Here is a 24,423-nt window from a genome sequence, read left to right on the forward strand (position 1 = left end):
ATTTAAGCGCTTGCATGCGTGGCTTTGTGGGGATGGAAAAAGCTCGGCAAATTTTGCATAACAGGTGTAGTAGAAGCGTGAAATATGCCGCTAACCGGAAACCTATGCTGATTCTTTTGTTGCGGGTGGGTAGACTCAACAACCGTCGTTGTAACTCTGCTCACAAGCTGGGTTTTCTGCTTGAGGGAACACCTTTTTGGGGTTGTTCTTGAGGAGATAACTAGGTCTTGCGGGCAAGGGTTACGTGTCTCGTTAAAACACAAGGACTCTTTAGCCGTGCATCACTCCACGCAGAAAAACGCAACGCACCACCCGACGTCGTTTTCCAAGATTTTGGTCGCTAATCGCGGCGAGATTGCAGTTCGTGCTTTCCGTGCTGCATTTGAGACTGGGGCTTCAACGGTAGCTGTCTATCCCATGGAAGACCGGAACTCCTTCCACCGGTCATTTGCCTCCGAGGCTGTTCTCATCGGCGAGGGCGGGTCTGCAGTTAAGGCATACCTCGACATTGATGAGGTCATTCGCGCAGCCAAACAAACAGGCGCCGACGCCGTGTACCCAGGCTATGGATTCCTTTCAGAAAACGCCCAACTGGCCAGGGAATGCGCAGCAAACGGACTTACCTTCATCGGCCCGCCTCCTTCGGTGCTCGACCTGACGGGTGACAAGTCTGCAGCTGTAGCTGCAGCTCGCGAGGCAGGTCTTCCGACTCTCACTGAGACCGAGCCCACAGATGATCCGAAAGAATTGGCGATTCTTTCCCAAGACCAGGTCTACCCGCTCTTTGTCAAAGCCGTTGCAGGCGGTGGCGGTCGAGGGATGCGTTTCGTCGAAAAGCCAGAGGATCTGGAGAAACTAGCGGCGGAGGCTTCTCGTGAGGCTGCTGCTGCATTCGGCGACGGACGTGTCTACGCCGAGCGCGCTGTGATTAACCCACAGCACATTGAGGTCCAGATTCTAGGCGATGCCGAGGGCAACATCGTTCACCTCTACGAGCGCGATTGCTCGCTGCAGCGTCGGCACCAGAAGGTCGTTGAGATTGCGCCGGCGCAGCATCTCGACCCTGACTTGCGTGACAAGATCTGTGCAGATGCCGTGGCCTTTGCTCGCCACATCGGGTACATGGGCGCAGGAACCGTGGAATTTTTGGTTGATGAGGACGGAAACCACGTCTTCATTGAGATGAACCCCCGCATCCAGGTGGAGCACACGGTGACTGAAGAAGTCACCCAGGTGGACTTGGTTAAGTCGCAGATCATGATTGCGGCTGGCGCGACGCTAGAGCAGCTGGGGCTGCGCCAGGAAGACATTCATACTGAAGGTGCGGCTTTGCAGTGCCGCATCACCACGGAAGACCCTAATAACGGTTTCCGCCCAGATACCGGAACTATCACGGCATATCGCTCACCGGGAGGCGCCGGTGTGCGTCTCGACGGCGCTGCCATGCTTGGTGGAGAGATCAGCCCGAATTTCGACTCCATGCTGGTAAAGATGACCTGCCGCGGTGCCGATTTTGAAACGGCGGTCGCCCGTGCACAGCGTGCGTTGGCGGAATTCGTGGTTTCTGGTGTGGCTACCAACATTGGATTCTTGCGCGCGTTGCTGCGCGAAGAAGATTTCCAGTCTAAGCGCATCGCTACCGGCTTCATCGCTGACCACCCATGGCTGCTCCAGGCACCTCCTGCGGATGACGAACAGGGCAGAATCCTGGATTACCTTGCAGACGTGACCGTGAATAAACCACATGGTGTGCGCCCCGCTGTGGTCAATCCGGTGGAGAAGCTTCCTGCTGAATCCAAAGAGGAACTCCCCAGGGGCTCCCGCGATCGACTTCTCCAGCTGGGGCCGGTGGAATTTGCACGTGCCTTGCGCAAGCAAGATGCACTCGCGGTTACTGACACCACGTTCCGCGACGCGCATCAGTCGCTGTTGGCTACACGCGTCCGCTCTAACACGCTTATCGACGCCGCCCGCCATGTTGCACGCCTTACACCTGAGCTCCTCTCTGTTGAAGCTTGGGGTGGCGCAACCTATGACGTTGCCATGCGATTCCTCCACGAGGACCCATGGGAGCGCCTAGACCACCTGCGTGAGGCCATGCCCAACATCAACATTCAGATGCTGCTGCGCGGACGCAATACCGTGGGCTACACCCCCTATCCAGATTCCGTGTGCGCCGCTTTTATCAACGAGGCAGCGCGCTCAGGCGTAGACATCTTCCGCATCTTTGACGCACTCAATGACGTCTCCCAGATGCGCCCCGCTATCGACGCAGTCCTCAACACAGGAACCACCATTGCCGAAGTCGCAATGGCCTACTCTGGTGATCTCACTGACCCGAACGAGAAGCTCTACACGCTGGACTACTACCTCAAGCTTGCAGAACAAATCGTTGACTCAGGCGCTCATATCCTGGCGGTCAAGGATATGGCTGGGTTGATGAAGCCCGCCGCTGCCACCAAGCTGGTTTCTGAGCTGCGTAAGAACTTTGATCTCCCGGTGCACGTCCACACCCATGACACCGCAGGCGGACAGCTGGCCACATACTGGGCTGCGGCAGCCGCCGGTGCAGATGCTGTGGATGGTGCTTCCGCGCCACTGTCCGGGACCACGTCGCAGCCGTCGCTCTCTGCCATTGTGGCGGCCTTTGATAACACCTACCGCTCGACGGGGCTTTCCCTCGATGCCGTTGGCTCCCTGGAGCCCTACTGGGAGGCTGTTCGTAAGCTGTACGCGCCATTTGAATCCGGAACTCCCGGCCCAACCGGACGCGTCTACCTTCATGAAATCCCTGGTGGTCAGCTTTCCAACCTACGGGCACAGGCCATAGCCCTGGGATTGGCAGATCGCTTTGAACTCATCGAAGACAACTATGCCGCTGTTAATGAGATGCTCGGCCGGCCCACTAAAGTCACCCCGTCTTCCAAGGTCGTTGGCGATCTCGCCCTTTACCTGGTCGGCGCGGGAGTCGACCCCAAGGACTTTGCGGCCGACCCACAAAAGTACGACATCCCTGACTCCGTGATCGCTTTCCTCCGGGGAGAATTGGGAACTCCTCCCGGCGGCTGGCCAGAAGAGCTGCGCAACAAGGCTCTCGCCGGACGCAAAGAGTCAAAGGACACCCTTGCTGAGCTTCCTGCCGAGGACGCTGCGGCGCTGGCTGACCAAGCCACCGTCCGCGGGACCTTGGACCGCTTGCTGTTCCCCAAGCCAGCACAGGAGTTTTCAGAGCATCGTCGTCAATTCGGCGACACCACAAAGCTAGGCGATGCAGAATTCCTGTACGGCCTGGTGGAGGGTAAAGAAACCGTTATCCACACAGCGGGCAGCAACGTTCCTATGATCGTCAGGCTCGATGCAGTGGGTGAGCCTGACGAGAAGGGCATGCGGAATGTTGTATGCAACGTCAATGGGCAGATTCGTCCGATCCTGGTCCGGGATCGAAACGTCGAATCCATCACGGCCTCCGCTGAAAAGGCGGACGCATCCAACGTTGGACACGTTGCAGCACCATTCTCTGGTGTGGTTACCGTAACCGTAGAACCTGGCACGAAGGTTGCAGCAGGAGACCCTGTTGCAGTTATTGAAGCCATGAAGATGGAAGCCACCATTTCGGCTACCACAGATGGAACCGTGGAACGCATCGTGATGACGCAACCCACCAAGGTTGAAGGCGGAGACCTACTACTGGTTATTGCTTAAGCCGTATGCAGGGGAAAAGGGCGGCCACTCGTATGTGAGTGGTCGCCCTTGTGCGTCGATACGCAAAATTATTACTCAGGCTGAGTCGCATGGACCTTGACTGCGGCAACGGGCGTGATAAACAGTGAAGCCACCAAAATCAGCCCAGCGAAAACGGTGCCTGCCACGAACGCGGAAGTCGTGCCCTCCGCTTGCGCTACTGCAGGGGCAGCCACAGAACGCGTTGCGACGATAGTCATAATCCCGATCATCACCGCAGTCCCCATAGCGCCGCCTAGCTGCTGAAGCGTATTCACGATCGCCGAGCCATGTCCATAGAGGCGTGTAGGAAGGGACGACAAAGAGACTGCCATCAAAGGGGTCATCACCAAAGCAAGTCCTACACAGAAAAGGCAATCAACAGCGACCACAACCAGCACTGAAGCCTCGGCAGTGAACATGAGAGCCGCAGCAAGCATTGACCCGAACATCAAGATTGCGCCGGGGATTACCAGAGGGCGAGGGCCTGCGCGGTCGTAGAAGCGTCCAATAAAAGGCGAGACTAGGCCCTGAAATAATCCGCCGGGTAATAACGCTAGGCCGGTGGTGAGGGCAGAAACGCCGATTCCTTCCTGCAAATAAATCGAGAACACATTTACTGTTCCTAAGAGCGCAGTGAGCCCCAGCATGAGGACTATTGCTGATAAAACGAAATTGCGGACTGCAAAGGGGGAAAGGTCTAAAAGTGCGCGGCCTGATTGTGCTAACCGCAGCTGTCGACGGACAAAGATCGCTAAAGCACCCAGACCTATGAGGAAGACCGCTGCGGGAAGCCAGTGGCCGTCTACAAGCTCACGCATAGTGGAAAGCCCGTAAATGATCCCTCCGAATGCTAGGGCAGAGAGGGCTAGTGAGGCTGTATCGAAGGGGACGCGGGAGACTTCTTGGACATTGGTTACTACAACAAAGCCCAGAATAAAGACGGCCACAGCGATCGGAATCACCACCCAAAACAGCCAGTGCCACGACAAAGAATTCAGGATGAATCCAGACAAGGTTGGGCCAAAGGCCGGAGCTACCGAGATAACAACTGCGTTGATACCCATTATCGTGCCGCGTTTGGTTGGCTCCACCAGCGTGATCGTCATGGTCATGAGCAAGGGCAGCACTATGGCGGTGCCCATCGCCTGGACAATTCGCCCTGCGACCAATACCCAGAAGACAGGGGCTATGGCACACATCAGCGTCCCTAGGATGAACAGCCCCACGGCAGTTAAAAAGTTCATCCGGGTAGTAAACCGTTGTATCAGAAAGCCTGTCGCCGGAATGACGATGGACATAGTGAGCAGAAAGCCAGTAGCCAACCACTGAACGACGTCGGCGGTAACTCCAAAATCGGTCATGATTGATGGAAGTGCCACTGACAGCACCGTTTCATTCAGAATCATGATCATCGTCGCGACAACGACGACACCAAGAATTAATCCCACCCGTGGTTCCGAAGATGTTGTGGTTCCCTGAGTCGGTTCGGGGATGCGTTGCGGTGAAGTCGCCACGGGACGTCCTATCTTTGTTTGATTACTCTTCTGCGGTGCGAAGGGGAAATGCGTAAGCCGCCACAAAGCATGACAGCTTACGCGGCGGCGGGGAGTTTGGGAAAGAATCGACGATTCTTTCCCACAAAGATCACCTTGTCAGGGTGATACCGTGCGCATCGCACCACCGCTCGATGGGGCCTCGGATCTCATGAACCCCATCGCCGACCGTTTTTGGGTCGAGGATGGGATCGTTGGGCAGTTCCCGCGCGGGGTCACCTGCGGGAGCGATGTCGAGTATGCCGCTTAGACCGTGTTCTGTCGTAGTCAGGTGGAGAACTGCGAGAGCAATCATATCGATGTTTGTCTGTTCGCATACTGCCCAGGAATACATGGAATTGTCGTGCCAACGGTGGTGGGCTTCATCCACATCAAAGTGGGCGTCGATCAGCCGGATAGCGGGGGTGTCATCGATTCGGTCGTCGTTATGCAGGGGGCGTGCATAGAAGCGTCCGCCGTTGATATCGGTTGGTTCCATAGCAAATATTCTAGAACGTTGTTCAGTGATCGCACAGGCACGCAAAAACCGCATGCTTTTCGACGAAACATCGATGAGCACGCGGCCTTCAAACAGATAAAGCTCGTGTGGCTTGCTACTTAATTTCGAGCAGAACCTGTCCCTTGGTCACACCTTCGCCTGCTGCAGCAACAAGGCCGGTGACAGTGCCGGACTTATGAGCCTTGACGGGATTTTCCATCTTCATAGCTTCCAGCACTACAACGGTATCGCCTTCGGCAACGTCAGCGCCTTCTTCTACGTTGACCTTAATAACAGTGCCCTGCATTGGTGCTGCGACTGCGTCGCCGGAGACTGCGGCCTTTGATCCGCCGGCACGGCGCTTCTTGGCCTTCTTCTTTACACCGCCGGAACCTCCAAGTGCGAGGTCGCCAGGCAGGGCGATCTCCACGCGGCGGCCGTCGATTTCCACGACGACCTTTTGGCTTGGGGTTGCTTCCTCGTCCTCAGCGACGTCTGCGGGATCGACGTATGCAGGGATTGGGTTATCCCATTCTTCCTCGATCCACTTGGTGTACACGTCAAAGCCGGTGCCGTCGCCAACAAAGGCGGGGTTTTCAACGATGTGGCGGTGGAAGGGGAGGACGGTTGGCATGCCCTCTACGACGTACTCGCCGAGCGCGCGACGTGCGCGCTGGAGAGCCTCATCACGGGTCTCTCCGTAGACGATGAGCTTTGCCAGCATAGAGTCGAATTGTCCGCCGATGACAGAGCCCTCAACGATGCCGGAGTCCATGCGTACGCCGGGGCCGGAAGGCTCAACGTACTTGGTGACCTTGCCTGGGGCTGGCATGAAGTTGGAGCCTGCGTCCTCACCGTTGATGCGGAACTCAAAAGCGTGGCCGCGTGGTGTGGGGTCTTCCTTAATGTGAAGTTCTTGTCCCTCGGCGATGCGGAACTGTTCGCGGACAAGGTCGAGTCCGGTGGTTACCTCGGTGACTGGGTGTTCCACCTGGAGTCGGGTGTTGACCTCAAGGAAGGAGATAAGGCCGTCGGCACCCACGAGGTATTCCACGGTGCCAGCGCCATAGTATCCGGCTTCACGGCAAATCCGCTTTGCGGACTCGTGAAGGGACGTGCGCTGTTGATCAGTAAGGAACGGCGCAGGGGCTTCTTCGACGAGCTTTTGGAATCGACGCTGCAAGGAGCAATCGCGGGTACCTGCAACGACGACGTTTCCGTGCTGGTCTGCAATCACCTGGCACTCAACGTGGCGGGCTTTGTCTAGATAGCGCTCCACAAAGCACTCGCCGCGGCCGAATGCGGAAACGGCTTCGCGGGTAGCGGACTCGTAGAGGTCTGCGACCTCATCCATGGTGTAGGCGACCTTCATGCCGCGTCCGCCGCCGCCAAAGGCTGCCTTAATAGCGATGGGGAGCCCGTGCTCTTCCGCAAAAGCAACGACTTCAGCTGCATCCTTCACCGGTTCTTTGGTGCCGGGGGCCATCGGTGCATCGGCCTTAAGGGCAATGTGGCGAGCCGTAACTTTGTCTCCCAGGTCACGGATGGATTGCGGGGACGGGCCGATCCAAATCAGTCCTGCGTCGATGACTGCTTCTGCAAAGTCACCGTTTTCGGAGAGGAAGCCGTATCCGGGGTGAATAGCGTTGGCGCCGGACTTGCGGGCTGCGTCGAGAATTTTTTCTACAACGAGGTAAGACTCAGCGGACGTCTGTCCGCCGAGCGCGAATGCCTCGTCTGCCAGGGACACGAAAGGGGCCTCGGCGTCTGGCTCTGCGTATACAGCAACGCTTGGGATGCCGGCGTCGCGCGCGGCGCGAATGACTCGAATGGCGATCTCGCCGCGGTTAGCAACGAGAACCTTCGTGATCTTCTTCTGTTCCACAGACACTGAAGCTCTCCTAGTTCTTGTGAAAGTATGGTGACCAATGTGACGATGGCCTTCGTAGCCACGTTAATCGCATAAGTCCGAACGGTTATCGATTATGCAGAGTGGCCTACCGAATTTTTCAGCAGGCCGTTGAATATCGATGCGTTGTGCATCACATATTGTTGCACATTCGGCACTTTTTCAAAGCAAAAACTCCTAGAGATTTAACTACATGAGCTTTTGTTGCCGAAAGTAATTATAGACTCCTAGGCCTGGCCTGGCTCATTGCCGGTGATGATAGGCATCTTGACCATGTTGCCCCATTCTGCCCAAGAGCCGTCATAGTTTCGGACAAAATCGTATCCAAGCAGGTGCTTTAGTACGAACCATGTATGGGCTGCGCGATCTCCTACTTGGCAGTAAACGATCGTTTCGGAGTCCTTGGGGACCTCTGCATAGAGTGCGGCGAGTTCTTCGGCGGAACGGAAGCGGCTATTGGGGTGTACAGATTTTTCCCAAGGAATATTCACTGCGGTGGGGATATGCCCCCGCCTTAGGACCCCAGAAGAGGGGGAGCCGGCGTCTGCCGTGCCGTTGTATTCTGCGGCGCTGCGGACGTCGATAAGCTTTGGTGTGCCGAGTTTTTCTAGGAGTTCCTGGACGTAAATGCGGTCTGGATGGTCGGCACGCTTAACTACTGGATAATCGGTGGCAGGGTATTCCGGTACGGCGTAAGAGGTGTCGCGTTCTTCTGCCATCCAGGCATCGCGTCCGCCGTTGAGAATGCGGACGTCCTCGTGGCCAAAGAGTTCGAAAATCCACAGGGTGAAGGCTGCCCACCAGTTGGACTTATCTCCGTAGATAACCACAGTGTCATCACGCGCGATGCCCTTAGCGTTCATGAGTGCAGCAAAGTCTTCGCCGGTGATGTAGTCACGGACCGTCTTGTTATTGAGGTCTTTTGCCCAGTCGATCCGGACGGCGCCGGGGATATGCCCGATGTCGTAGAGCAGGGAGTCCTCGTCAGACTCCACAACTCGGAGCCCCTTCGTGCCCAATCGAGCACTGAGCCACGAGGCAGAGACGAGTTTCTCGGGATGTGCGTAGTCCTGGAATAGGGGATGGGGATCGTAGGGTGCGGGCATTGGACGACCTTTGCGCTTACATAAAATTACGGATGATGATGAAATCTGGATGTACTTCTTGATAGATATCAAAAATTTTAAACCACTCGGCGGAGAGAGGTCAGTGCCTTAATCGCCACGATGTGACCACTGTAACAATTTTTGGTCATGTTGTAGTGGTAGGGAACGGACATTAAGAGGCTTGTGACGATGTCGTCTAGTGCACTCCTTTTATACAATTCCCCATTTCGTGCCCCTGTGGCGTCAGGCCTGAACTTTTACAACCGAGACACTTCTAGCTTATGCAATAGAAGGGTTCTACGTCACCGGAAAAAGTAGATGTGTTTTTCATTACTGCAATCTTTGTTGTGATCCCCCAGAGTCTAGAGATCTAATACGATGAAAGTGAGGTGTGTGACACGAGACTATGAACCCGCGCGTCACGCTAGCAATAACATGGTCAGGCCTGTGCAATTGAAATCTCGACAATTTTGGTTTGTGGTCTGGCTTCCGTTGGCGTCGTAAAGCTTGCAACGGCAACAACGATTAACGGTGGTGTGCCGCGGGGGTGGGTTTGAAAAAGTAGTGCCACGTTATGTGCATTGTTGTGTCCTGTTGATCGCTGATCCTCTCTAGGTGACTGGGTAGCAGTTGTCTCGTTTAATAGTTCGAGGTGCTTTTTGGAAGGCATCGCGAGCATGCGTAGGTCCGGAGGGCCTCCGAAGATCCCCGAAAGGTTAGATACATGCACAAGAGCATCGTTGTATTCGAAGTAGAAGGCGGAAGTGACAAGCAGTTCAACGGTCACCGCAAAGATACGCTGCCCATCGTTGACGCAATCAAGGAAAAAGGGTGGCATTCTGAGGTAGTTTTCTACCGTCCCGAGTGGTCTGAACAGCTGTTTGACTATGTATCGCAGAACTTTGATGGCTATATTTCTCGCGTTAACCCAGGCAACATTCCTGGCGGAGAAAAAGGCTACTTTGAGCTGCTTACTAAGCTTTCCGACGCCGGCCTCGTGGGCATGTCCACCCCGGCAGAGATGATGGCCTACGGCGCAAAGGATGCCCTGGTTAAGCTCAATGACACAGATCTAGTTCCCTCGGACACTGCCGCGTATTACGACGTCGAATCCTTCCACAGCACTTTCCCCACGTCCCTGTCGTATGGCGAGCGCGTACTCAAGCAAAACCGTGGCTCCACCGGCTCCGGTATTTGGCGCGTGCAGCTGGAAGATAAAGAACTTGCAGCTTCTGTCGCTCCAGGAACTGCGCTGCCACTCGATACCAAGCTGCGCTGCACCGAGGCTGTAGACAACCACACGGAAATCCGCGAACTCGGTGAGTTTATGGACTTCTGCGACCAATACATCATCGGCGATAACGGCATGCTGGTAGACATGCGCTTTATGCCGCGCATTGTGGAAGGCGAAATCCGTATTCTCCTGGTCGGCCCGCATCCAGTCTTTGTTGTTCACAAGAAGCCGGCCGCAGGCGGGGATAACTTCTCCGCGACCCTCTTCTCGGGGGCAAAGTACACCTATGACAAACCAGAGGCGTGGCAGTCCCTCGTGGATATGTTTGCCGACGCTCGCCCCGTCATCGCGGAGAAACTTGGTGGAGACAACATTCCATTGATCTGGACCGCCGATTTTATGCTTGCTGACGGCGCCAACGGTGAAGACACCTACGTTCTAGGGGAAATCAACTGTTCTTGCGTTGGTTTCACGTCCGAATTGGACATGGGAATCCAAGAGCTCGTAGCCCAAGAGGCAATCCAACGCGTAGAAAAGAAGTCGGAAGCTCAGACCGCTTAACCGCCCCCTTTCACGATGTAAAAGACATGTTTTAACGCGTGACGTGTCGCGTATTTTCACGCGTCCTCGCAGGTTTGTAACCCCAACTCCCGCCTTACCCCCAACCAGGGGAGGGGGCGGGAGTTGCTTGTGACGATGGTGTTTGACGCAAAGTAGCAAGAACTTCCTATGCGTCGACCATGCAACCGTGTGCGGAATAGGTAAAGCGGTGCCGATTTGGTAAGAAATAAAAGGACTTTTTAGGCACCACAATCGGGATAGTTTAAAGCTCAGGTATCAATGGCCGCTGGGACAACTCAACAATCGCAAGCGAAAGCTACCAAATACAGGTTTGATCTTGATGGCCTGCGCGGTATCGCCATCGCTTTTGTCGTCGTATTCCACGTTTTTGTCGGCCGTGTTTCTGGCGGCGTTGACGTCTTCCTCTTATTGTCTGGCTACTTTTTTCTCGGATCGCAGCTGCGTTATGCCATCAAGCCAAACGCGAGCCTAAACCCATGGTGGCCTGTCTGGCGGACGATCCGTCGTCTCTTCCCTGCATTGCTGGTTACGCTGATGTCCACGATATTGGCGGTGCATCTGTGGATACCAGAGCTACGAACCACCAACTTGTCGGACCAGTTGCTGGCGTGCATCGGTTATTTTCAGAACTGGGAGCTTGCCACCCAAGGTGCTGCCTATGGCGCGGCGTCAAGCACGACAAGTCCGCTGCAGCATCTATGGTCGATGGCAGTTCAAGGGCAGTTCTACCTCATGGCCATTGCCTTTGCCTGGCTGCTAGCAATTGGTGTGAAACTGATGCGCCGTCGACGGAAAGTCGTTACGACGCTGCGCATAGCAGCGGGCATCCCGTTGATCCTGATAACCCTAGGTTCATTCGGCTATGCGGTGTACTTGCATTCAGTAGATCAATCGCTCAACTACTACTCCACATGGTCTCGTTTGTGGGAGCTCACCCTCGGCGCTGTGCTCGTTTTATACGCCGAAAAACTCCGGATTGCTAAGCGACTAAGCGTTGCCTTTACCTATCTGGGGTTGTTGATGGTGGTTTCTACTGGGCTGCTTTTCGACGGCGCAACGCTCTTCCCCGGCCCCGCAGCGCTTTTCCCGCTCGGTGGCGCTGTCCTTGTGATCCTAGGTGGTGGGCAAGGTGCGACCTGGCTCAGCAGTCGCTTTATGTTGTGGCTAGGAAAGATTGCTTATCCGCTGTATCTCTGGCACTGGCCCATTCTGATTGTCTCCACTGCTTACCTTGGCGAAAAACGGCCTAGCGTGGCATTGGGCCTTGGCGTGGTTGTTGTCTCAATCCTTGTGGCACAACTTACTCATGTAGTAATCGAGGAACCATTTAAACAGCACGCAAAGCGTCCGGTTTCTTTGGAAGGTCGTAGTCGCATAGCAGTGGCTTCTCTTTCCACCCCCAGCGGCGCGATTCGTGCTGTAGCGGCGCTGTGCGTGGCGACTCTGTGCTGGACCGCAGTGTGGATTCCTTCTGTCTGGCAAGAGGAAGTTGACCGTGTGAGCGGAACGCAGCTCAACCCGGTGCTATACCCGGGTGCCGCTGCTCTCAAAGGTGTTCGAGTTCCCAACGTTCCTTTTGAACCGGATCCGTTTGTACTCGCAAATACGCTTTCACCGGCGTGGACCGACGGCTGTATTTCTTTGCTTGGCGACGACCCCGAGGTCATCGCCAACGATAATCTAGGTCCTGATCACTGCTTGTACGGTGATATCCACGCTAAAAAAGTGGCATACCTCGTAGGCGGCTCCCACGCAGAGCAGTGGATGGCTGCATGGGACGAGATAGGCAAACAACATGGGATAAAAATTGTCCCCTTTGTGCGCCAAGGATGCCCTATGTATAAGGAAGAAAAAGACGACGTCTTCTCTGAAGAGTGCACGACTTTTAACCAAAAGGTTATTGAGCGGATTACAGAAGATCGTCCTGATTTGGTGATCAGCAATTCCACCCGACCACTTCTGGAAAAAGGTCACACTCGTGATGAAGTTCCCCAGAGTTATCCCACGTTCTGGGAGTTTCTGAAGAAGGAAAAGATTCCGTTCATCGGTCTAAGGGATAACCCTTGGTTCGTCCTGGCAGAGGGCGAAGGCTGGATGGTCTCCCAATGCGTAGAAAACGGTGGAAGCATCGAAGAGTGCGGGCTGCCACGTTCGCACGTGTATGCCGATACTGATCCCTCCCAGAAGTTTTTCACGGCAGACTCAATGCTGTCCGTGGATACCGCAGACTGGTTCTGTCCAGACGATTTTTGTCCAGCGGTCATAGGCAATATCTACATCTATCGCGACGGCAACCATATTTCGGACGCTTACGCGTTGTCTTTGGTGCCGCTTCTCTGGGCGCAAATCAGCACGTTTGTGAGCAAGATTTAGGAAAGAATCGACGATTCTTTCCTAAAAACAGCAATGTTTAAAGCAGCGTTGCCACTGACTCGGGGTCGGCGTCGGAAAGCATTTGTCGGCAGCGGTCGTATTCGGCTTGATCGCCAATGAGCTGGGAAGCTCGTGCCAGAGCTGCGATGGCGCGCAGAACACCTCGGTTAGGCTCATGAGAGTAGGGCACAGGACCCCATCCCTTCCAGCCATTCGCGCGGAGCCTGTCAAGGCTGCGGTGGTAGCCGGTCCGCGCAAACGCATAAGCAGCGGCGAGAGCGTCGACGTCAGTGGTTGCGACGGCTTCGAGTTGAGCTTCCGCTAGGAGTGCCCATGCTAGGGGGCTTGCGGGGTGTCGGAGTACAACTGCTGCGGTGATTTCTGGCTCAGCGGCTGCTTCGTCTGCGGGAAGCATGACGGGTGGGGGCGCGAGCATGTCGTTGAATTGGGTCATGCCGTTATTCTTCCAGAATCTGCATGTTCCAGAAATCTGAAACGTTAAGCCCAAAGGAATAAAGAGCTCGGCGAACCACCGGCAGAGAAAGGCCAATGACGCTGGATGGGTCTCCGTCGATGGCATCGATAAACCAGCCCCCAAGTGCTTCGAGGGTAAAAGCCCCGGCACACTGCAAGGGCTCACCGGTCTGGGCGTAGGCTTCGATGTCGCGGTCGCTTGCCTGTGCAAAGCTGATCTTGGTAACAGACGTCTCCACGTGCTGATAGCTTGTCGACGCCCCATCAACACCGTAAACAATGCAGTGCCCGGTAATGAGGTGGGCAGTACGGCCGCGCTGCTCTTTCCATCGTTGAATCGTGCGTTCGATAGTGTGAGGTTTTCCTTGTAGCTCTCCGTCGAGGAGCAGCATGGAATCTCCGCCGATTACAACGTGGCCGGAATATTTGCTTGCTACGGCGTGTGCTTTTGCCGTGGCAAGCTGCGCGACAATCTCCTCCGGTTGCAGGTCCTTGCATTGTTCAAGGAGGCTGTCCTCATCAATGTCAGCGGGGTCGATGATGGGATCCACGCCGGCAGAACGGAGGATCGCGCGTCGGGATGGTGAAGAAGATGCAAGGACGATTCTCATTCCTTACATCTTATTCGGGCTAACTGGGGAGTTCAGCGTCCGCGTGTGGGTAGGAGGCTTGGGCGCCTCGATACTGCACGGCGTAGGCCCCGACACGGACCGCATGCTGGGCGGCTTCCACAGACGACGCCCCACCGAGCAATTGGGCTACAAAGTCTCCAGCGAAGGCATCGCCTGCGCCAGTTGTGTCCACTGCTGTTACCTTTGGCGAAGGCACCATGACGCTGGACGCAGGGTCTGCCACAAGTGCACCCTTGCTTCCTAGCGTGAGGACAACCGAGGCAAAACCCTGGGTCAATAGTTCTTGAGCGAGCTCGTGCGGATCATCGCTGTTGATGCTGCTGCCGAGCTGTTCCAGGATGAGGTTGGCCTCGTGCTCGTTAGCCATGATGGGGTCTGCTTTAAGCAATGCTTCGCGATCCACAGGAATAACGGGAGCAAGATTGACCACAACGCGACCAGTTGCGGCCTTGATCGCTTCCCGGAATCCATCGGCGGGGATTTCTCCCTGCAGGAGCACGATGTCTGCGTTCGCAATGGTTTCTGCATGCGTGGCGACGCAGGCGGCGTCGACAGTGGCATTCGCGCCAGGGATCACAATGATGGAGTTTTCCCCGTCTTCAGAAACTGTGATGACTGCGGTGCCCGTGGGGCCTTCGACCTTCGAGATGTGGTCCAGACATACGTTGGAAGTACGCAGTAACTCCAGAGCTGGTTCTGCGTAGGCATCTTTGCCCACAGCGCCGACAAAGATCACTTTTGCCCCTTGGAGAGCTGCCGCTACTGCCTGGTTGGCGCCTTTGCCACCGGGGGAAACGGAACTATCCATGCCGAGGACGGTCTCTCCCGGGTTGGGATGCCGCTGAACACGCACGCTTAAATCTGCGTTGATAGAGCCTACGACGGCAACAGTCTTTAGCATGGTGAGTTACTCCTAACTGGTGGGCGGGCACTGTGTCTTTGTCTAGCGCAACCGATGCACAATCAGATCACATGTCCTTTTAAGTAGCTAACACATAGCCCTGCGACTACCTTAAGCAACCAGAGAAGTCACAAGTTTTGTGTTTCCCGTGAAACATGTAAACAAAAAATATAGAGGCACAGTGAAAATGCTCGTTATTTAATTCTATTGTAGGAACACGTTTTTTAGCTTAACGTGTGGGAATCTCTGACTTTGAGTACCGTAGGGATGACAACGGACTCGGGTGTTGCATCGTTTTTCATGATGGAATACAGCATTTCAAAGGCCTTCTGTCCGATGGCTTCCACTTGTTGATCGATGACAGTAAGCGGCGATTCTTGGAGCGTGAACACGGCGGCATTGTCAAAACCGATGAGTGCTACGTCCTTGCCAATTTTCAGTTTGCGAGAGTAAATAGCGCTCAACGCGCCGACTGCCATCATCATGTCGCCTGTGAGGATACTGTTGACTCCGCGGTCTAAGAGCTCAAGAGTTCCTGCGCGTCCGGCGTCATAGTGGTATCCACCAAAATAGACGTCGGGGGAGGGGATGCGTAGATCTTCCTTGATGGACGTAATTGCTTCAAGGCGTACTCTGCCGGTGGACGTGTCTTGGGGGCCTGCTAAGTATCCAATTTTTGCCTGGCTGTTGAGGCTGAGAAGTCTGATAGCTTCCTTCATAGCAGGAAGCGGATCCGAAGTGACCGAAGGTACAGAACCTCCTAGAACGCTGCGGTCTGCTGCGACGATGGGGATTCCGGAGTCTGCAAGCTCTGTTATTTTTTCTGCAGATTGAATATGAGGGACAACGATGATGCCGTCGACTTGCTGGCTGTTCATCGTATCGAGTGCACTGTTGAGAACAATGGGAGATTCATCCGTGTTGGAGAGAATCGTGCTGTAGCCCTTAGCGCGTGCGGCCTGTTGGATCTCAAATGCCAGGGTGTTGAAATATGGGTTGCAGATGTTAGGTAGTAGGACGCCGATGAGGTTCGTCTTTTGGTTGCGGAGTGCTTTCGCTTGAGCGTTGGGGCGGTAATTGAGTCGTTTGGCAGTTTCCGCGACGATAGTACGTGTGGACTCTGGGATTACCGGATTGTGTGCAAGGGCGCGGGACACTGTGCTGATAGAAAAACCTGTCTCAGCGGCAATATCTTTAAGTGTTGTTGACTGGCGCCGACGGCGCGGATAAGACGTAACGGGAGTGCGGGGAGCTTCCATAAAACCTGCTTTGGTGCAAACGTTTGCAATCTGAACTTAACTAAAATTAACTTACACCAGCGCGATGGTCAAGTGGGGAAAAGTGGCAAAATGGCTGTTATCTACAAGTAAACCCCCTTCTTCTCCTGTGTATGGAGTATGACAAGAAGGGGGTTATGTGTTAATGTATTGTAAGTTTACTTAGTAAAAACTTACATTCCTGAAGGCTGTGGGATTGTAGGTTATGGGCCGTTGTAGCCGTTCTTCAACGTTGCCCCAGAGGTTACGATCACGGTCTTTAGCGGCGGCTTTCTCTGCATCTTGGGCCAGGGAAGCAATCACAGTGGTGATCGCAGCCACTTGGACATTGTCTGGATTGCCTTTTACCACGGTAAGAAAGGGCTTCTTAGCCGGAGTGGTTTCTTCAGTCGTGGTGGACGTATCAGACATAGAAAATCCTTCTTGCCATCGGGTGAATAGGATAAGAACGCGGCGCGGTTAGGTATGTAGCTACTAACGGCACCACGCCCTAAAAACATATTCGAATATTACAGCGGGATGTTACCGTGCTTCTTAGCCGGCATATTAATAACTTTGCGGTCAAGCAGACGCAAGCCTTCTATGATTTGGCCGCGGGTCTCGCTCGGAGGAATCACGGCATCCACGTAGCCGCGCTCTGCTGCCATGTAAGGATTGACGAGGGTTTCCTCGTATTCCTTTTCGTATTCCTTGGCCAGCGCAGCGACATCTTTGCCATTGGCTGCGGCGTTCTTCAGCTCCTTGCGGTAGATGAATCCCACTGCACCAGAGGCGCCCATGACGGCGATCTGTGCGGTAGGCCATGCAAGAACGATGTCCGCGCCCATGTCCTTTGAACCCATCACGCAGTAAGCCCCTCCGTAGGACTTACGGGTGATCACGGTGATCTTTCCGACGCTTGCCTCGGAATATGCATACAGCAGCTTAGCACCACGACGGATAATGCCATCATATTCCTGGCTAGTGCCAGGCAGGAAGCCTGGCACATCCACGAACTCGATGATCGGAACGTTAAAGGCATCGCAGGTGCGAATGAAACGGGCTGCCTTCTCTGATGCCTTGATGTCCAAACAGCCGGCGAACTCGGTGGGCTGGTTGGCAACGATTCCTACGCTTCTGCCCTCTACCCGGCCAAAACCGACAATGATATTGCCGGCGTAGTGTTCCTGAACCTCAAAGAAGTCTCCGTCGTCAACGATGCGGGTGATGACGTCCTTCATGTCATATGGCTGGTTCGGAGAGTCTGGGATCAGAGTGTCTAGTTCAAGGTCGGACTCGGTGATGTTCTCCTGAATCGACCCCACCATAAGCTCGGCAGCTTCCCGAGGAGCTTCCGCGCGGTTGTTGGATGGCAGGAATCCCACGAGATCGCGAACCCAGTCCAATGCGTCTGCATCATCAGACGCGGTGTAGTGGGAAGTACCGGAGGTGGACATGTGGGTGTGTGCGCCACCCAATTCCTCTTGGGTGACTTCCTCACCAGTGACGGTCTTGATCACGTCAGGGCCGGTGATGAACATCTTGGAGGTCTTATCCACCATGATGATGAAGTCGGTGAGGGCGGGGGAATAAACGTGACCGCCGGCGCAAGCACCCATGATGAGGGAGATCTGCGGGATAACGCCAGACGCCAAGGTGTTGCGGTAGAAAATCTTGGAATAAAGGCCAAGGGAGACAACGCCCTCTTGGATACGAGCTCCAGCGCCTTCATTAATACCGATGAGTGGAACGCCGGTTTTAATGGCTAAATCCATGATCTTGACGATCTTCTCGCCGTAGACCTCGCCCAAAGCTCCGCCAAAGACAGCGCCGTCTTGGGAGAAGACACAGACTTTGCGGCCCTCAATGGTGCCGTAGCCGGTAACCACGCCGTCAGTGACCGGGCGCTTGGCGTCAAGCCCAAAGTTCTTGGAGCGATGGCGCGCTAGTGCGTCGACCTCGACAAAGGAATTGTCGTCGAGGAGGTATTCAATACGCTCGCGAGCGGTCTTTTTCCCCGCTGCATGTACCTTTTCAATCGAGGCCGGGCCCATGGGGGCCACGGTCTCAGCGAGGCGGGCGCGAAGATCCGCGAGCTTTCCGGCAGTGGTGGTGAGATCGGGAGCTGGAGTTCCCTGATCGTTGATCGTTGCGGCAGTCATGACTCAATAGTGTAAAGGTAGTACCCAAAAATTGTGAGGCGTTTCAAAAAAACTTCGGTATGTTCCTGAAGGATTTTTCTGCTATATAGAGCTGCAATGAAAATTAAGACTCTTGACCTGCAAAAATTTCCCTCTTTGGGGGTGTATGCTTTGAAGTTTTCTACAGATATATGGGGGTAGTAGGGGAAGGTGCTGCTGCGAAAAACTCTTCAGAAGTGAGGTTGATGCTGTCTATAGCGGGATGTTTCCGTGCTTGCGCGCCGGGCGCTGGACATGCTTGTTCTTGAGGAGTCGGAGGTTGCGTGAAATATGCCCGCGGGTCTCGCTGGGCAAAATGACTGCGTCGATAAGCCCACGCTCGGCAGCTAGGTAGGGGTTGAGCATGTGATCTTCATACTCCCGTTCTAGGGCTTCGCTGAGAGCTACAACGTCATCGCCATTCTCTGCCGCTGCGATAAGCTCGCGCCGGTGCAGGAATCCGACAGCTCCTGCCGCTCCCATCACAGCAATTTGGGCGGTTGGCCAGGCAAGGTTGATGTCGGCTCCTAACCCCTTAGATCCCATGACGCAATACGCTCCGCCGTAGGCTTTTCGCATGGTGACGGTGATCTTTGGAACCGTGGCCTCGCCGTAGGCATACAGTAATTTAGCGCCACGACGCAGGATGCCGTTGTGTTCTTGCCCTGCGCCGGGTAGGAAGCCGGGGACGTCGACAAGCATCACGATAGGAATATTGAATGCGTCGCATGTGCGGATAAAACGGGCGGCTTTCTCTGAAGCATCAATGTCGAGGCAACCAGCAAACTGGGTGGGCTGATTGGCAACAAAACCTACCGATTCGCCTTCGATGCGGCCAAACGCTATGACAACATTTTCTGCGCGATCTGCCTGGATCTCCAGATAACCACCGTCGTCTGTGATTGATTCGATGACGCTGCGAACATCATAAGGAATTGACGGAGAATCTGGGATGATGTGGTCTAGCCGCAGATCGTCTGGTGTGAGATTGTCTTCTATGCTTCCTTCTTCTCGGTCATAATCCTCGCGCGGGGCGACGCCACGATTATTTGAAGGGAGGAAACTGACAAGGTCTTGGACAAAATCGAGGGCTTCCTCATCGTCTGCCGCAGTGAAGTGGCTGTTACCAGCTGCAGTCATGTGAGCATTGGCTCCGCCGAGTTCCTCTTGGGAGATGATTTCTCCGGTTACTGTTTTAATAACATCTGGTCCGGTGACAAACATCTTGGAGGTTCGGTCCACCATCACCACGAAATCGGTGAGAGCAGGGGAATAGGCGTTCCCGCCCGCGCAGCTTCCCATGATGACGGAGATTTGGGGAACTACTCCGGAAGCATTGATGTTGTGATAAAAAGTCTGCGCGATGAGGTCTAGGGAGACCGCGCCATCTTGAATGCGGGCGCCTGCGCCCTCGTAGAGGCCGATGAGGGGGCGTCCGGTGGCAACGGCAAGTTCCATAATCTTGATCATTTTTTCGCCATACACCTCGCCAAGCGCGCCGCCGAAAACGGTTCCGTCTTGGGAGAAGATGCATACTTCGCGGCCGTCGATCGTGCCCCAGCCGGTTACGATTCCGTCGGTGACAGGGCGTTTTTTATGCATGCCAAAGTCAAAGGTGCGGTGGCGTGCGAGTTGATCGGTCTCGATGAAGGAACCCTCATCCAGAAGATAATCGAGTCGTTCACGGGCAGTGAGCCTGCCGGCTTGTTTAACTTTATCCAGAGCTTTTGCGCCCATAGGCTGACCTGCTTCAACGCGTCGTGCTTTGAAGTCCGCGATCTTGCCGGCAGTAGTGGTCATGTCTTTGAGTGCGGCAACATCAACAAAAGGTGAGGAAAGTGTCATGTTTGGCAGCATAGACCGGTACGGCGACAGTTTCCAGAGCAAAACGTTAAATTTTTTTCAACGAAAGCGTATTTTCCCACCACATGCAGGTTATTTTGTGCACAAAAAATTTTTTCCGCATGTCTCCTGGCGCGCTCTATAAGAGATAATCCCTCGCACATTCAGGCATTCTGACCCAGGGCTGCGTCTGTAACGAGGAGTAAACGAGTTGGGAGGCAAACGGCTAAAATGATGCGAATGAGTACAGGGTCAGGAGAAATGGTGGATAAGGACGCGAGACGCAGCACTCTCGTAGAAAAAAGCGGCGGTAGTCGTGACTCGCGGACCCCTCTCAACGTTGGGTGGTTGCGTGAACAGCTGATAGATGATGGCCCCTTCGCGCGTATCCTTCATTCATCAACGACGGGTTCCACTAACACTGATCTGGTCGCCGCTGCGCATGAGGGAGCACCTGCGTGGACTGTCGTTCTCACAGAACACCAAACCTTGGGCCGCGGGCGCATGGGGAGACGCTATGAGGCACCAGCGGGTGCACAGCTCACCCTTTCCGTACTCATCCGGCCGCCGAGGGAATCGGTTTTCCGGCTCGGCACGATGCCATTAGCCACTGGCTTGGCGCTTATCGACGCCCTCAAAGGCGCAGAAGGAGTCGGCCTCAAGTGGCCCAATGACCTGCTCTGCGAGGGACGTAAGCTGTGCGGCATGCTCGCTGAAGCCGTGAGTCTAGGAGAAGAACCCGCCGTGGTTATAGGCCTCGGGCTTAACACCTCGCTCACACGTGAGGAACTTCCGGTACCGCATGCCACGAGCCTGGAATTGGAAGGAATACCTTACGAGCGCAACGAACTAGCAGTTCGAGTGCTGACAGCGCTGCACCGACGGCTGCGCCAATGGGAGGACAACGACCCCACCTTGATCGCAGAATATCGTCAGGTGTGCACCTCTATAGGTGCTGACGTTCGAGTGATCCTGTCGGAAAACGAGGAGCTCCTCGGTGTAGCGGAATCGGTCTCCGATGCCGGGCTTATCTGCGTTCGCGATTCGCAAGGAGAGCTCCACGAGCTCATGGCCGGAGACGTGACCCATTTGCGACTTCAGGATAAATAAGTGGCACGAGTTCGAGTTCTACCCGACGAAATTGTGCGTGTCGACGTCACCCGCTCATTTGTCTCCCTAGTCTATCCCGTCTGCGAGCTCCTACTCATCACAGGCGTGTGCTGGATGCTCATCGGATACCTGGATCGTGACCCCCAGGACTCCATCCAACTGCGTAACGCCGTGGTAGGTCTATGGGCGGCGCTGGCCCTCTGGCGTTTTGCTCTGCCCGTGCTACGTGCTCGCAAAGAACGTGTGATTGTCACTGATCAACGCGTGATCTTGCGTACTCAGGGCATCATGGGGGCTAGCGAATCAATACCGCTGCGTGCGGTGCGTCATGTGGGCCGTAAGCGTAAGAATATTTCTTTGGCTGTCTCTGGCTACCAACGTCCCATCATGTTGGCAAACGTAGCCAAAGCCAAGCACGTGGTTGCGTCTATTGAAGAAGGCATGAATCAGGGGCGTGGATATTGGGGGTAGATGGGCCGTTATAGGGACGGCAAGGATCCCTGTTTGCGACTTTGGCGACCCACGAGCACTAGTGTCCCCGTCGCGATGACGAGGAGTACTACGCAGCAGAAAGCGTCGTAACGCAGTGATGCTGCAGTAAGGGACTCTAAGCTGCGTGCTAGCGGAAAATAGTGCAGTAGCGAGCCGAACGGTTGCGGATAAAGCGATATAGGCACGATAGTTCCGAGGGCGATGGGGAGAAACGGAACCAGTAGGTTAAGCACAATATACGGATCTGACCATAGAAAAGCTGCGGTTGATGCGCACAGGCCCAAACCTACTCCTAATGCGATGGCGATCGGGAAAAGCGGCAGAGACGCACTGATAACCGAAATAGACGGCGGCATTGCGATCCATAAAGCAAGAGCACTGATACCGGCACTCGTGGCGCTGACACCGCCCGCAAAAAGTGCGATTGCTACGAAGTACGCAGAATCGAGATGGCGGCGAGTCACCACTTCCGTGAGCACACCACAGGCTCTGTCATGGGCGATTGTTGTGGCAATCAACATCGCTGTTGTTGCCACTGTGCACATGATTATTGCTCGAACAAAAATGCTTCCTGGATTGGGAGAGTGTAAAGCTGAGCCAAGTAAGAACATCCCCAGGATTTCAAGGAGTGGAGCCAACCCTATTGTTATGATTGCGGCGGTGGGGGTACCTAACAATGGCGAAGAAAGAAAAGCCATGCGCATAGTGGAAACGCAGCGTGCAAACCACATGAATAAGGGGGTTCCTCTCAGGGAATAAAATAATTAAATGGTGAGGCTGGATAACGTAGCAGTAGAAAGTTTCTTGCTGACTGTTCTAAGTAAAACTATTCCCAGCAAGAACCACATTGCCGCGGTAAAGAGAGAACACACTAATCCCAAAAGTGTGACGGCTTGTGGAGCCATGAGAAGGTGACTGATCCGCATCGTTGGCGATACTACGAGCAGCAGTTGTTCAAGAATCGGATGTGACAGAGCCGGAACTCCAAAGACCCCGGAGACCATATACAAAGGGATAAGAAGCAACGCCTCAAATGCTGGGGCATTATCGCTCAGCACAAATAAGGACGCGATTACCATGGATACACCCATCCCCGCGATCCATATGATTGTTAAACCGAAGATAAACAATGCTAGGAATGCAGCATCATAGTGAATAGCGATACTGGCAGGGCCAGGGATAACCCAGAGACCTAAAGCTATAAGGAATGAAAGAATCCCGCTGCATGCGATGGATAGAATCAACGCCATGAGCGGTTGAATAGCCCCAATTCGTGCACTGAAAAAGTAGATCAGTGTGCCTTTAAACTTTTCAAATCTGATAATCCCGCCAGCGGCGGTGATCGTAGCCCATGTGCCAATTAAACCCGTACGGACAAAACTGGCGTAGGGGTCAGCGCCCCAAGCAGATACTGCCAATCGTTGAATGATGGCCGATACTATTGTCGCGACCAACATCAGCTGCACAAAATAAGGGAAAGTAAGGAATTGGCGCATATGAAACAGCGTCATTCGTTTAATTCGCGTTAGTTGCTCCCATGTACTCATGCAGCACCGGTTTTTGTGTCATGGGATAGGAGAATATAAGCATCCTCCAGCTCGGGATTTTTATCTATGACGTTATCTACCACTGTGATGCCTTGGGATGCGAGCTCAGCTAGGAGTCTCTCATGATTGGGGATGTTCCAATAAGTGGTGAGACACCATTTGCTACCAATAGGCCGTACCGCTGCGTGTCCTAAGCCTGGAACCGCCGCTCTGAGTTTTGGTATATCGGGCTTAGCGTGCGGTGGAATGTGGAGCATAGTGACGTGACTAAGTCCGGCTTTTTCTACGATTTGTGGGACTGTTCCTCTTGCAACGATGTGCCCTTCTTTGAGCAATAAAACATGTTCGGAAAGCTCTGCGACTTCTTCCAGAGAATGGCTTGCCAAAAATACAGCAGTTCCATTCTGAGCAATGCTGGCGATAAGACTGCGTATATGTAAAGAAATATCGGGGTCTAAACCGCTAGTAGGCTCATCCAAAATTAGTACGCTTGGGCTTCCTAGAAGCGCTCGTGCGATATGTAAACGCTGAATCTGCCCGCGTGATAAAACTCCTGCTTTCTTATCCGCATGAGAGCTAAGATCAACGGCATTTAACACACGAGAGACCTCAGCCGGAGAAGTTTTACGTGGTACCCCTGCCAAATCAGCGAAAAAGAGAAGATTATTAAAGACCGTTACGCGTGGATAGAACCCCTTATCGCCGCCAAAAGCTACTCCTAGATGTTTTCGAGCTTCGAAAGGTTTTTTAAGAGCATTAACTCCATGAACAGTGATCGAACCGCTGGTCGGTTTTAGTAAAGACGCACACATTTTTAGCAGAGTGGTTTTCCCCGCCCCATTGATGCCCACGAGGCATGTGACCTGTCCTGCGGGGACACTAAAGCTCACGTTGTTAACTGCAATGTAATCACTTTTTGCAGAGGAGAAAATGCGGCTGAGGTGAGATACTTCCAGAGGCTGCATGACTACGGCTCCAATAATTATGACAATAGGAAAACGATGCCCGAAGGATCTTGTTTAAAAACTCCT

At 54.3% G+C, this 24,423-nt stretch carries 19 protein-coding genes; 5 read left to right on the top strand and 14 right to left on the bottom strand.

The window, feature by feature from the left end:
* The first annotated feature begins 276 nt into the window (after nt 1-276).
* Complete coding sequence (locus CKV68_RS09220) at nt 277-3,702, top strand: pyruvate carboxylase (RefSeq protein ID WP_042891411.1); 3,426 nt, start codon at nt 277-279, stop codon at nt 3,700-3,702.
* Between the two features lie 71 nt (nt 3,703-3,773).
* Here the strand turns inward: CKV68_RS09220 and CKV68_RS09225 are convergent, their stop codons facing one another.
* The 4 genes from CKV68_RS09225 to CKV68_RS09240 form a co-directional block, all read right to left on the bottom strand.
* Nucleotides 3,774-5,237: an MDR family MFS transporter gene (locus CKV68_RS09225; RefSeq protein WP_095076068.1), complete on the bottom strand. Its 1,464-nt coding sequence runs from the start codon at nt 5,235-5,237 to the stop codon at nt 3,774-3,776.
* 130 nt (nt 5,238-5,367) lie between these two features.
* Entirely contained in the window at nt 5,368-5,754 is a 387-nt protein-coding gene (locus CKV68_RS09230) for a hypothetical protein (RefSeq protein ID WP_095076069.1), read from the bottom strand.
* 115 nt (nt 5,755-5,869) lie between these two features.
* Entirely contained in the window at nt 5,870-7,645 is a 1,776-nt protein-coding gene (locus tag CKV68_RS09235; protein WP_014525402.1) for an acetyl/propionyl/methylcrotonyl-CoA carboxylase subunit alpha, read from the bottom strand.
* Between the two features lie 245 nt (nt 7,646-7,890).
* Nucleotides 7,891-8,769 (bottom strand): sulfurtransferase, encoded by an 879-nt coding sequence (locus CKV68_RS09240; RefSeq protein ID WP_095076070.1) that lies wholly within the window; start codon nt 8,767-8,769, stop codon nt 7,891-7,893.
* A gap of 724 nt (nt 8,770-9,493) precedes the next feature.
* On the opposite strand from CKV68_RS09240, the gene CKV68_RS09245 reads away from it, so the two are divergent.
* Together CKV68_RS09245 and CKV68_RS09250 are read left to right on the top strand one after the other, a co-directional pair.
* Nucleotides 9,494-10,564: a Cj0069 family protein gene (locus tag CKV68_RS09245; protein ID WP_029974700.1), complete on the top strand. Its 1,071-nt coding sequence runs from the start codon at nt 9,494-9,496 to the stop codon at nt 10,562-10,564.
* Between the two features lie 279 nt (nt 10,565-10,843).
* On the top strand, nt 10,844-12,958 hold the full coding sequence (locus CKV68_RS09250; protein WP_029974703.1) for an acyltransferase family protein: 2,115 nt from the start codon (nt 10,844-10,846) through the stop codon (nt 12,956-12,958).
* A 37-nt stretch (nt 12,959-12,995) separates the two neighbouring features.
* Here the strand turns inward: CKV68_RS09250 and CKV68_RS09255 are convergent, their stop codons facing one another.
* The 7 genes from CKV68_RS09255 to CKV68_RS09285 form a co-directional block, all read right to left on the bottom strand.
* Nucleotides 12,996-13,412 carry a DUF3151 domain-containing protein gene (locus CKV68_RS09255; RefSeq protein WP_014836059.1) on the bottom strand — a complete coding sequence of 139 codons (417 nt, stop codon included), beginning with the start codon at nt 13,410-13,412 and terminating at the stop codon, nt 12,996-12,998.
* A gap of 4 nt (nt 13,413-13,416) precedes the next feature.
* Nucleotides 13,417-14,043, bottom strand: a complete 627-nt coding sequence (locus CKV68_RS09260) for a Maf family protein (protein ID WP_095076071.1) — start codon at nt 14,041-14,043, stop codon at nt 13,417-13,419.
* Between the two features lie 19 nt (nt 14,044-14,062).
* Nucleotides 14,063-14,965, bottom strand: a complete 903-nt coding sequence (locus CKV68_RS09265; RefSeq protein ID WP_095076072.1) for a ribokinase — start codon at nt 14,963-14,965, stop codon at nt 14,063-14,065.
* Between the two features lie 224 nt (nt 14,966-15,189).
* A complete protein-coding gene (locus CKV68_RS09270) occupies nt 15,190-16,224 on the bottom strand; it encodes a LacI family DNA-binding transcriptional regulator (protein WP_013910922.1) in 1,035 nt (344 codons plus the stop codon).
* A gap of 180 nt (nt 16,225-16,404) precedes the next feature.
* Nucleotides 16,405-16,653: an acyl-CoA carboxylase subunit epsilon gene (locus CKV68_RS09275; RefSeq protein WP_013910923.1), complete on the bottom strand. Its 249-nt coding sequence runs from the start codon at nt 16,651-16,653 to the stop codon at nt 16,405-16,407.
* 98 nt (nt 16,654-16,751) lie between these two features.
* Entirely contained in the window at nt 16,752-18,383 is a 1,632-nt protein-coding gene (locus CKV68_RS09280; protein WP_013910924.1) for an acyl-CoA carboxylase subunit beta, read from the bottom strand.
* A gap of 231 nt (nt 18,384-18,614) precedes the next feature.
* Nucleotides 18,615-20,246 carry an acyl-CoA carboxylase subunit beta gene (locus CKV68_RS09285; protein WP_095076073.1) on the bottom strand — a complete coding sequence of 544 codons (1,632 nt, stop codon included), beginning with the start codon at nt 20,244-20,246 and terminating at the stop codon, nt 18,615-18,617.
* Between the two features lie 258 nt (nt 20,247-20,504).
* Here CKV68_RS09285 and CKV68_RS09290 point away from each other — a divergent pair, with 258 nt between their 5' ends.
* Nucleotides 20,505-21,353, top strand: coding sequence for a biotin--[acetyl-CoA-carboxylase] ligase (locus CKV68_RS09290; RefSeq protein ID WP_167376985.1), 849 nt, complete (start codon nt 20,505-20,507; stop codon nt 21,351-21,353).
* Nucleotides 21,354-21,824, top strand: a complete 471-nt coding sequence (locus tag CKV68_RS09295) for a hypothetical protein (RefSeq protein ID WP_095076075.1) — start codon at nt 21,354-21,356, stop codon at nt 21,822-21,824.
* 8 nt (nt 21,825-21,832) lie between these two features.
* Here the strand turns inward: CKV68_RS09295 and CKV68_RS09300 are convergent, their stop codons facing one another.
* From CKV68_RS09300 to CKV68_RS09310, 3 genes are read right to left on the bottom strand one after another with little or no spacing between them, the layout of a single operon-like run.
* Nucleotides 21,833-22,576, bottom strand: coding sequence for a multidrug ABC transporter permease (locus tag CKV68_RS09300; protein WP_095076076.1), 744 nt, complete (start codon nt 22,574-22,576; stop codon nt 21,833-21,835).
* A gap of 33 nt (nt 22,577-22,609) precedes the next feature.
* Nucleotides 22,610-23,356, bottom strand: a complete 747-nt coding sequence (locus CKV68_RS09305; protein WP_231910432.1) for a multidrug ABC transporter permease — start codon at nt 23,354-23,356, stop codon at nt 22,610-22,612.
* Nucleotides 23,357-23,388: 32 nt separating this feature from the next.
* A complete protein-coding gene (locus CKV68_RS09310; protein WP_095076078.1) occupies nt 23,389-24,357 on the bottom strand; it encodes an ABC transporter ATP-binding protein in 969 nt (322 codons plus the stop codon).
* Nucleotides 24,358-24,423: the final 66 nt, after the last annotated feature.

Origin of the sequence: Corynebacterium ulcerans (assembly GCF_900187135.1) — a bacterium.
Taxonomy (GTDB): domain Bacteria; phylum Actinomycetota; class Actinomycetes; order Mycobacteriales; family Mycobacteriaceae; genus Corynebacterium; species Corynebacterium ulcerans.

Coding starts and splice junctions, on each gene's coding strand:
- CKV68_RS09230 (WP_095076069.1), bottom strand. CDS start 5,754: ATGGAACCAACCGATATCAACGGCGGACGCTTCTATGCACGCCCCCTG.
- CKV68_RS09240 (WP_095076070.1), bottom strand. CDS start 8,769: ATGCCCGCACCCTACGATCCCCATCCCCTATTCCAGGACTACGCACAT.
- CKV68_RS09245 (WP_029974700.1), top strand. CDS start 9,494: ATGCACAAGAGCATCGTTGTATTCGAAGTAGAAGGCGGAAGTGACAAG.
- CKV68_RS09250 (WP_029974703.1), top strand. CDS start 10,844: ATGGCCGCTGGGACAACTCAACAATCGCAAGCGAAAGCTACCAAATAC.
- CKV68_RS09255 (WP_014836059.1), bottom strand. CDS start 13,412: ATGACCCAATTCAACGACATGCTCGCGCCCCCACCCGTCATGCTTCCC.
- CKV68_RS09260 (WP_095076071.1), bottom strand. CDS start 14,043: ATGAGAATCGTCCTTGCATCTTCTTCACCATCCCGACGCGCGATCCTC.
- CKV68_RS09265 (WP_095076072.1), bottom strand. CDS start 14,965: ATGCTAAAGACTGTTGCCGTCGTAGGCTCTATCAACGCAGATTTAAGC.
- CKV68_RS09270 (WP_013910922.1), bottom strand. CDS start 16,224: ATGGAAGCTCCCCGCACTCCCGTTACGTCTTATCCGCGCCGTCGGCGC.
- CKV68_RS09275 (WP_013910923.1), bottom strand. CDS start 16,653: ATGTCTGATACGTCCACCACGACTGAAGAAACCACTCCGGCTAAGAAG.
- CKV68_RS09280 (WP_013910924.1), bottom strand. CDS start 18,383: ATGACTGCCGCAACGATCAACGATCAGGGAACTCCAGCTCCCGATCTC.
- CKV68_RS09285 (WP_095076073.1), bottom strand. CDS start 20,246: ATGACACTTTCCTCACCTTTTGTTGATGTTGCCGCACTCAAAGACATG.
- CKV68_RS09290 (WP_167376985.1), top strand. CDS start 20,505: ATGGTGGATAAGGACGCGAGACGCAGCACTCTCGTAGAAAAAAGCGGC.
- CKV68_RS09300 (WP_095076076.1), bottom strand. CDS start 22,576: ATGTGGTTTGCACGCTGCGTTTCCACTATGCGCATGGCTTTTCTTTCT.
- CKV68_RS09305 (WP_231910432.1), bottom strand. CDS start 23,356: ATGACGCTGTTTCATATGCGCCAATTCCTTACTTTCCCTTATTTTGTG.
- CKV68_RS09310 (WP_095076078.1), bottom strand. CDS start 24,357: ATGCAGCCTCTGGAAGTATCTCACCTCAGCCGCATTTTCTCCTCTGCA.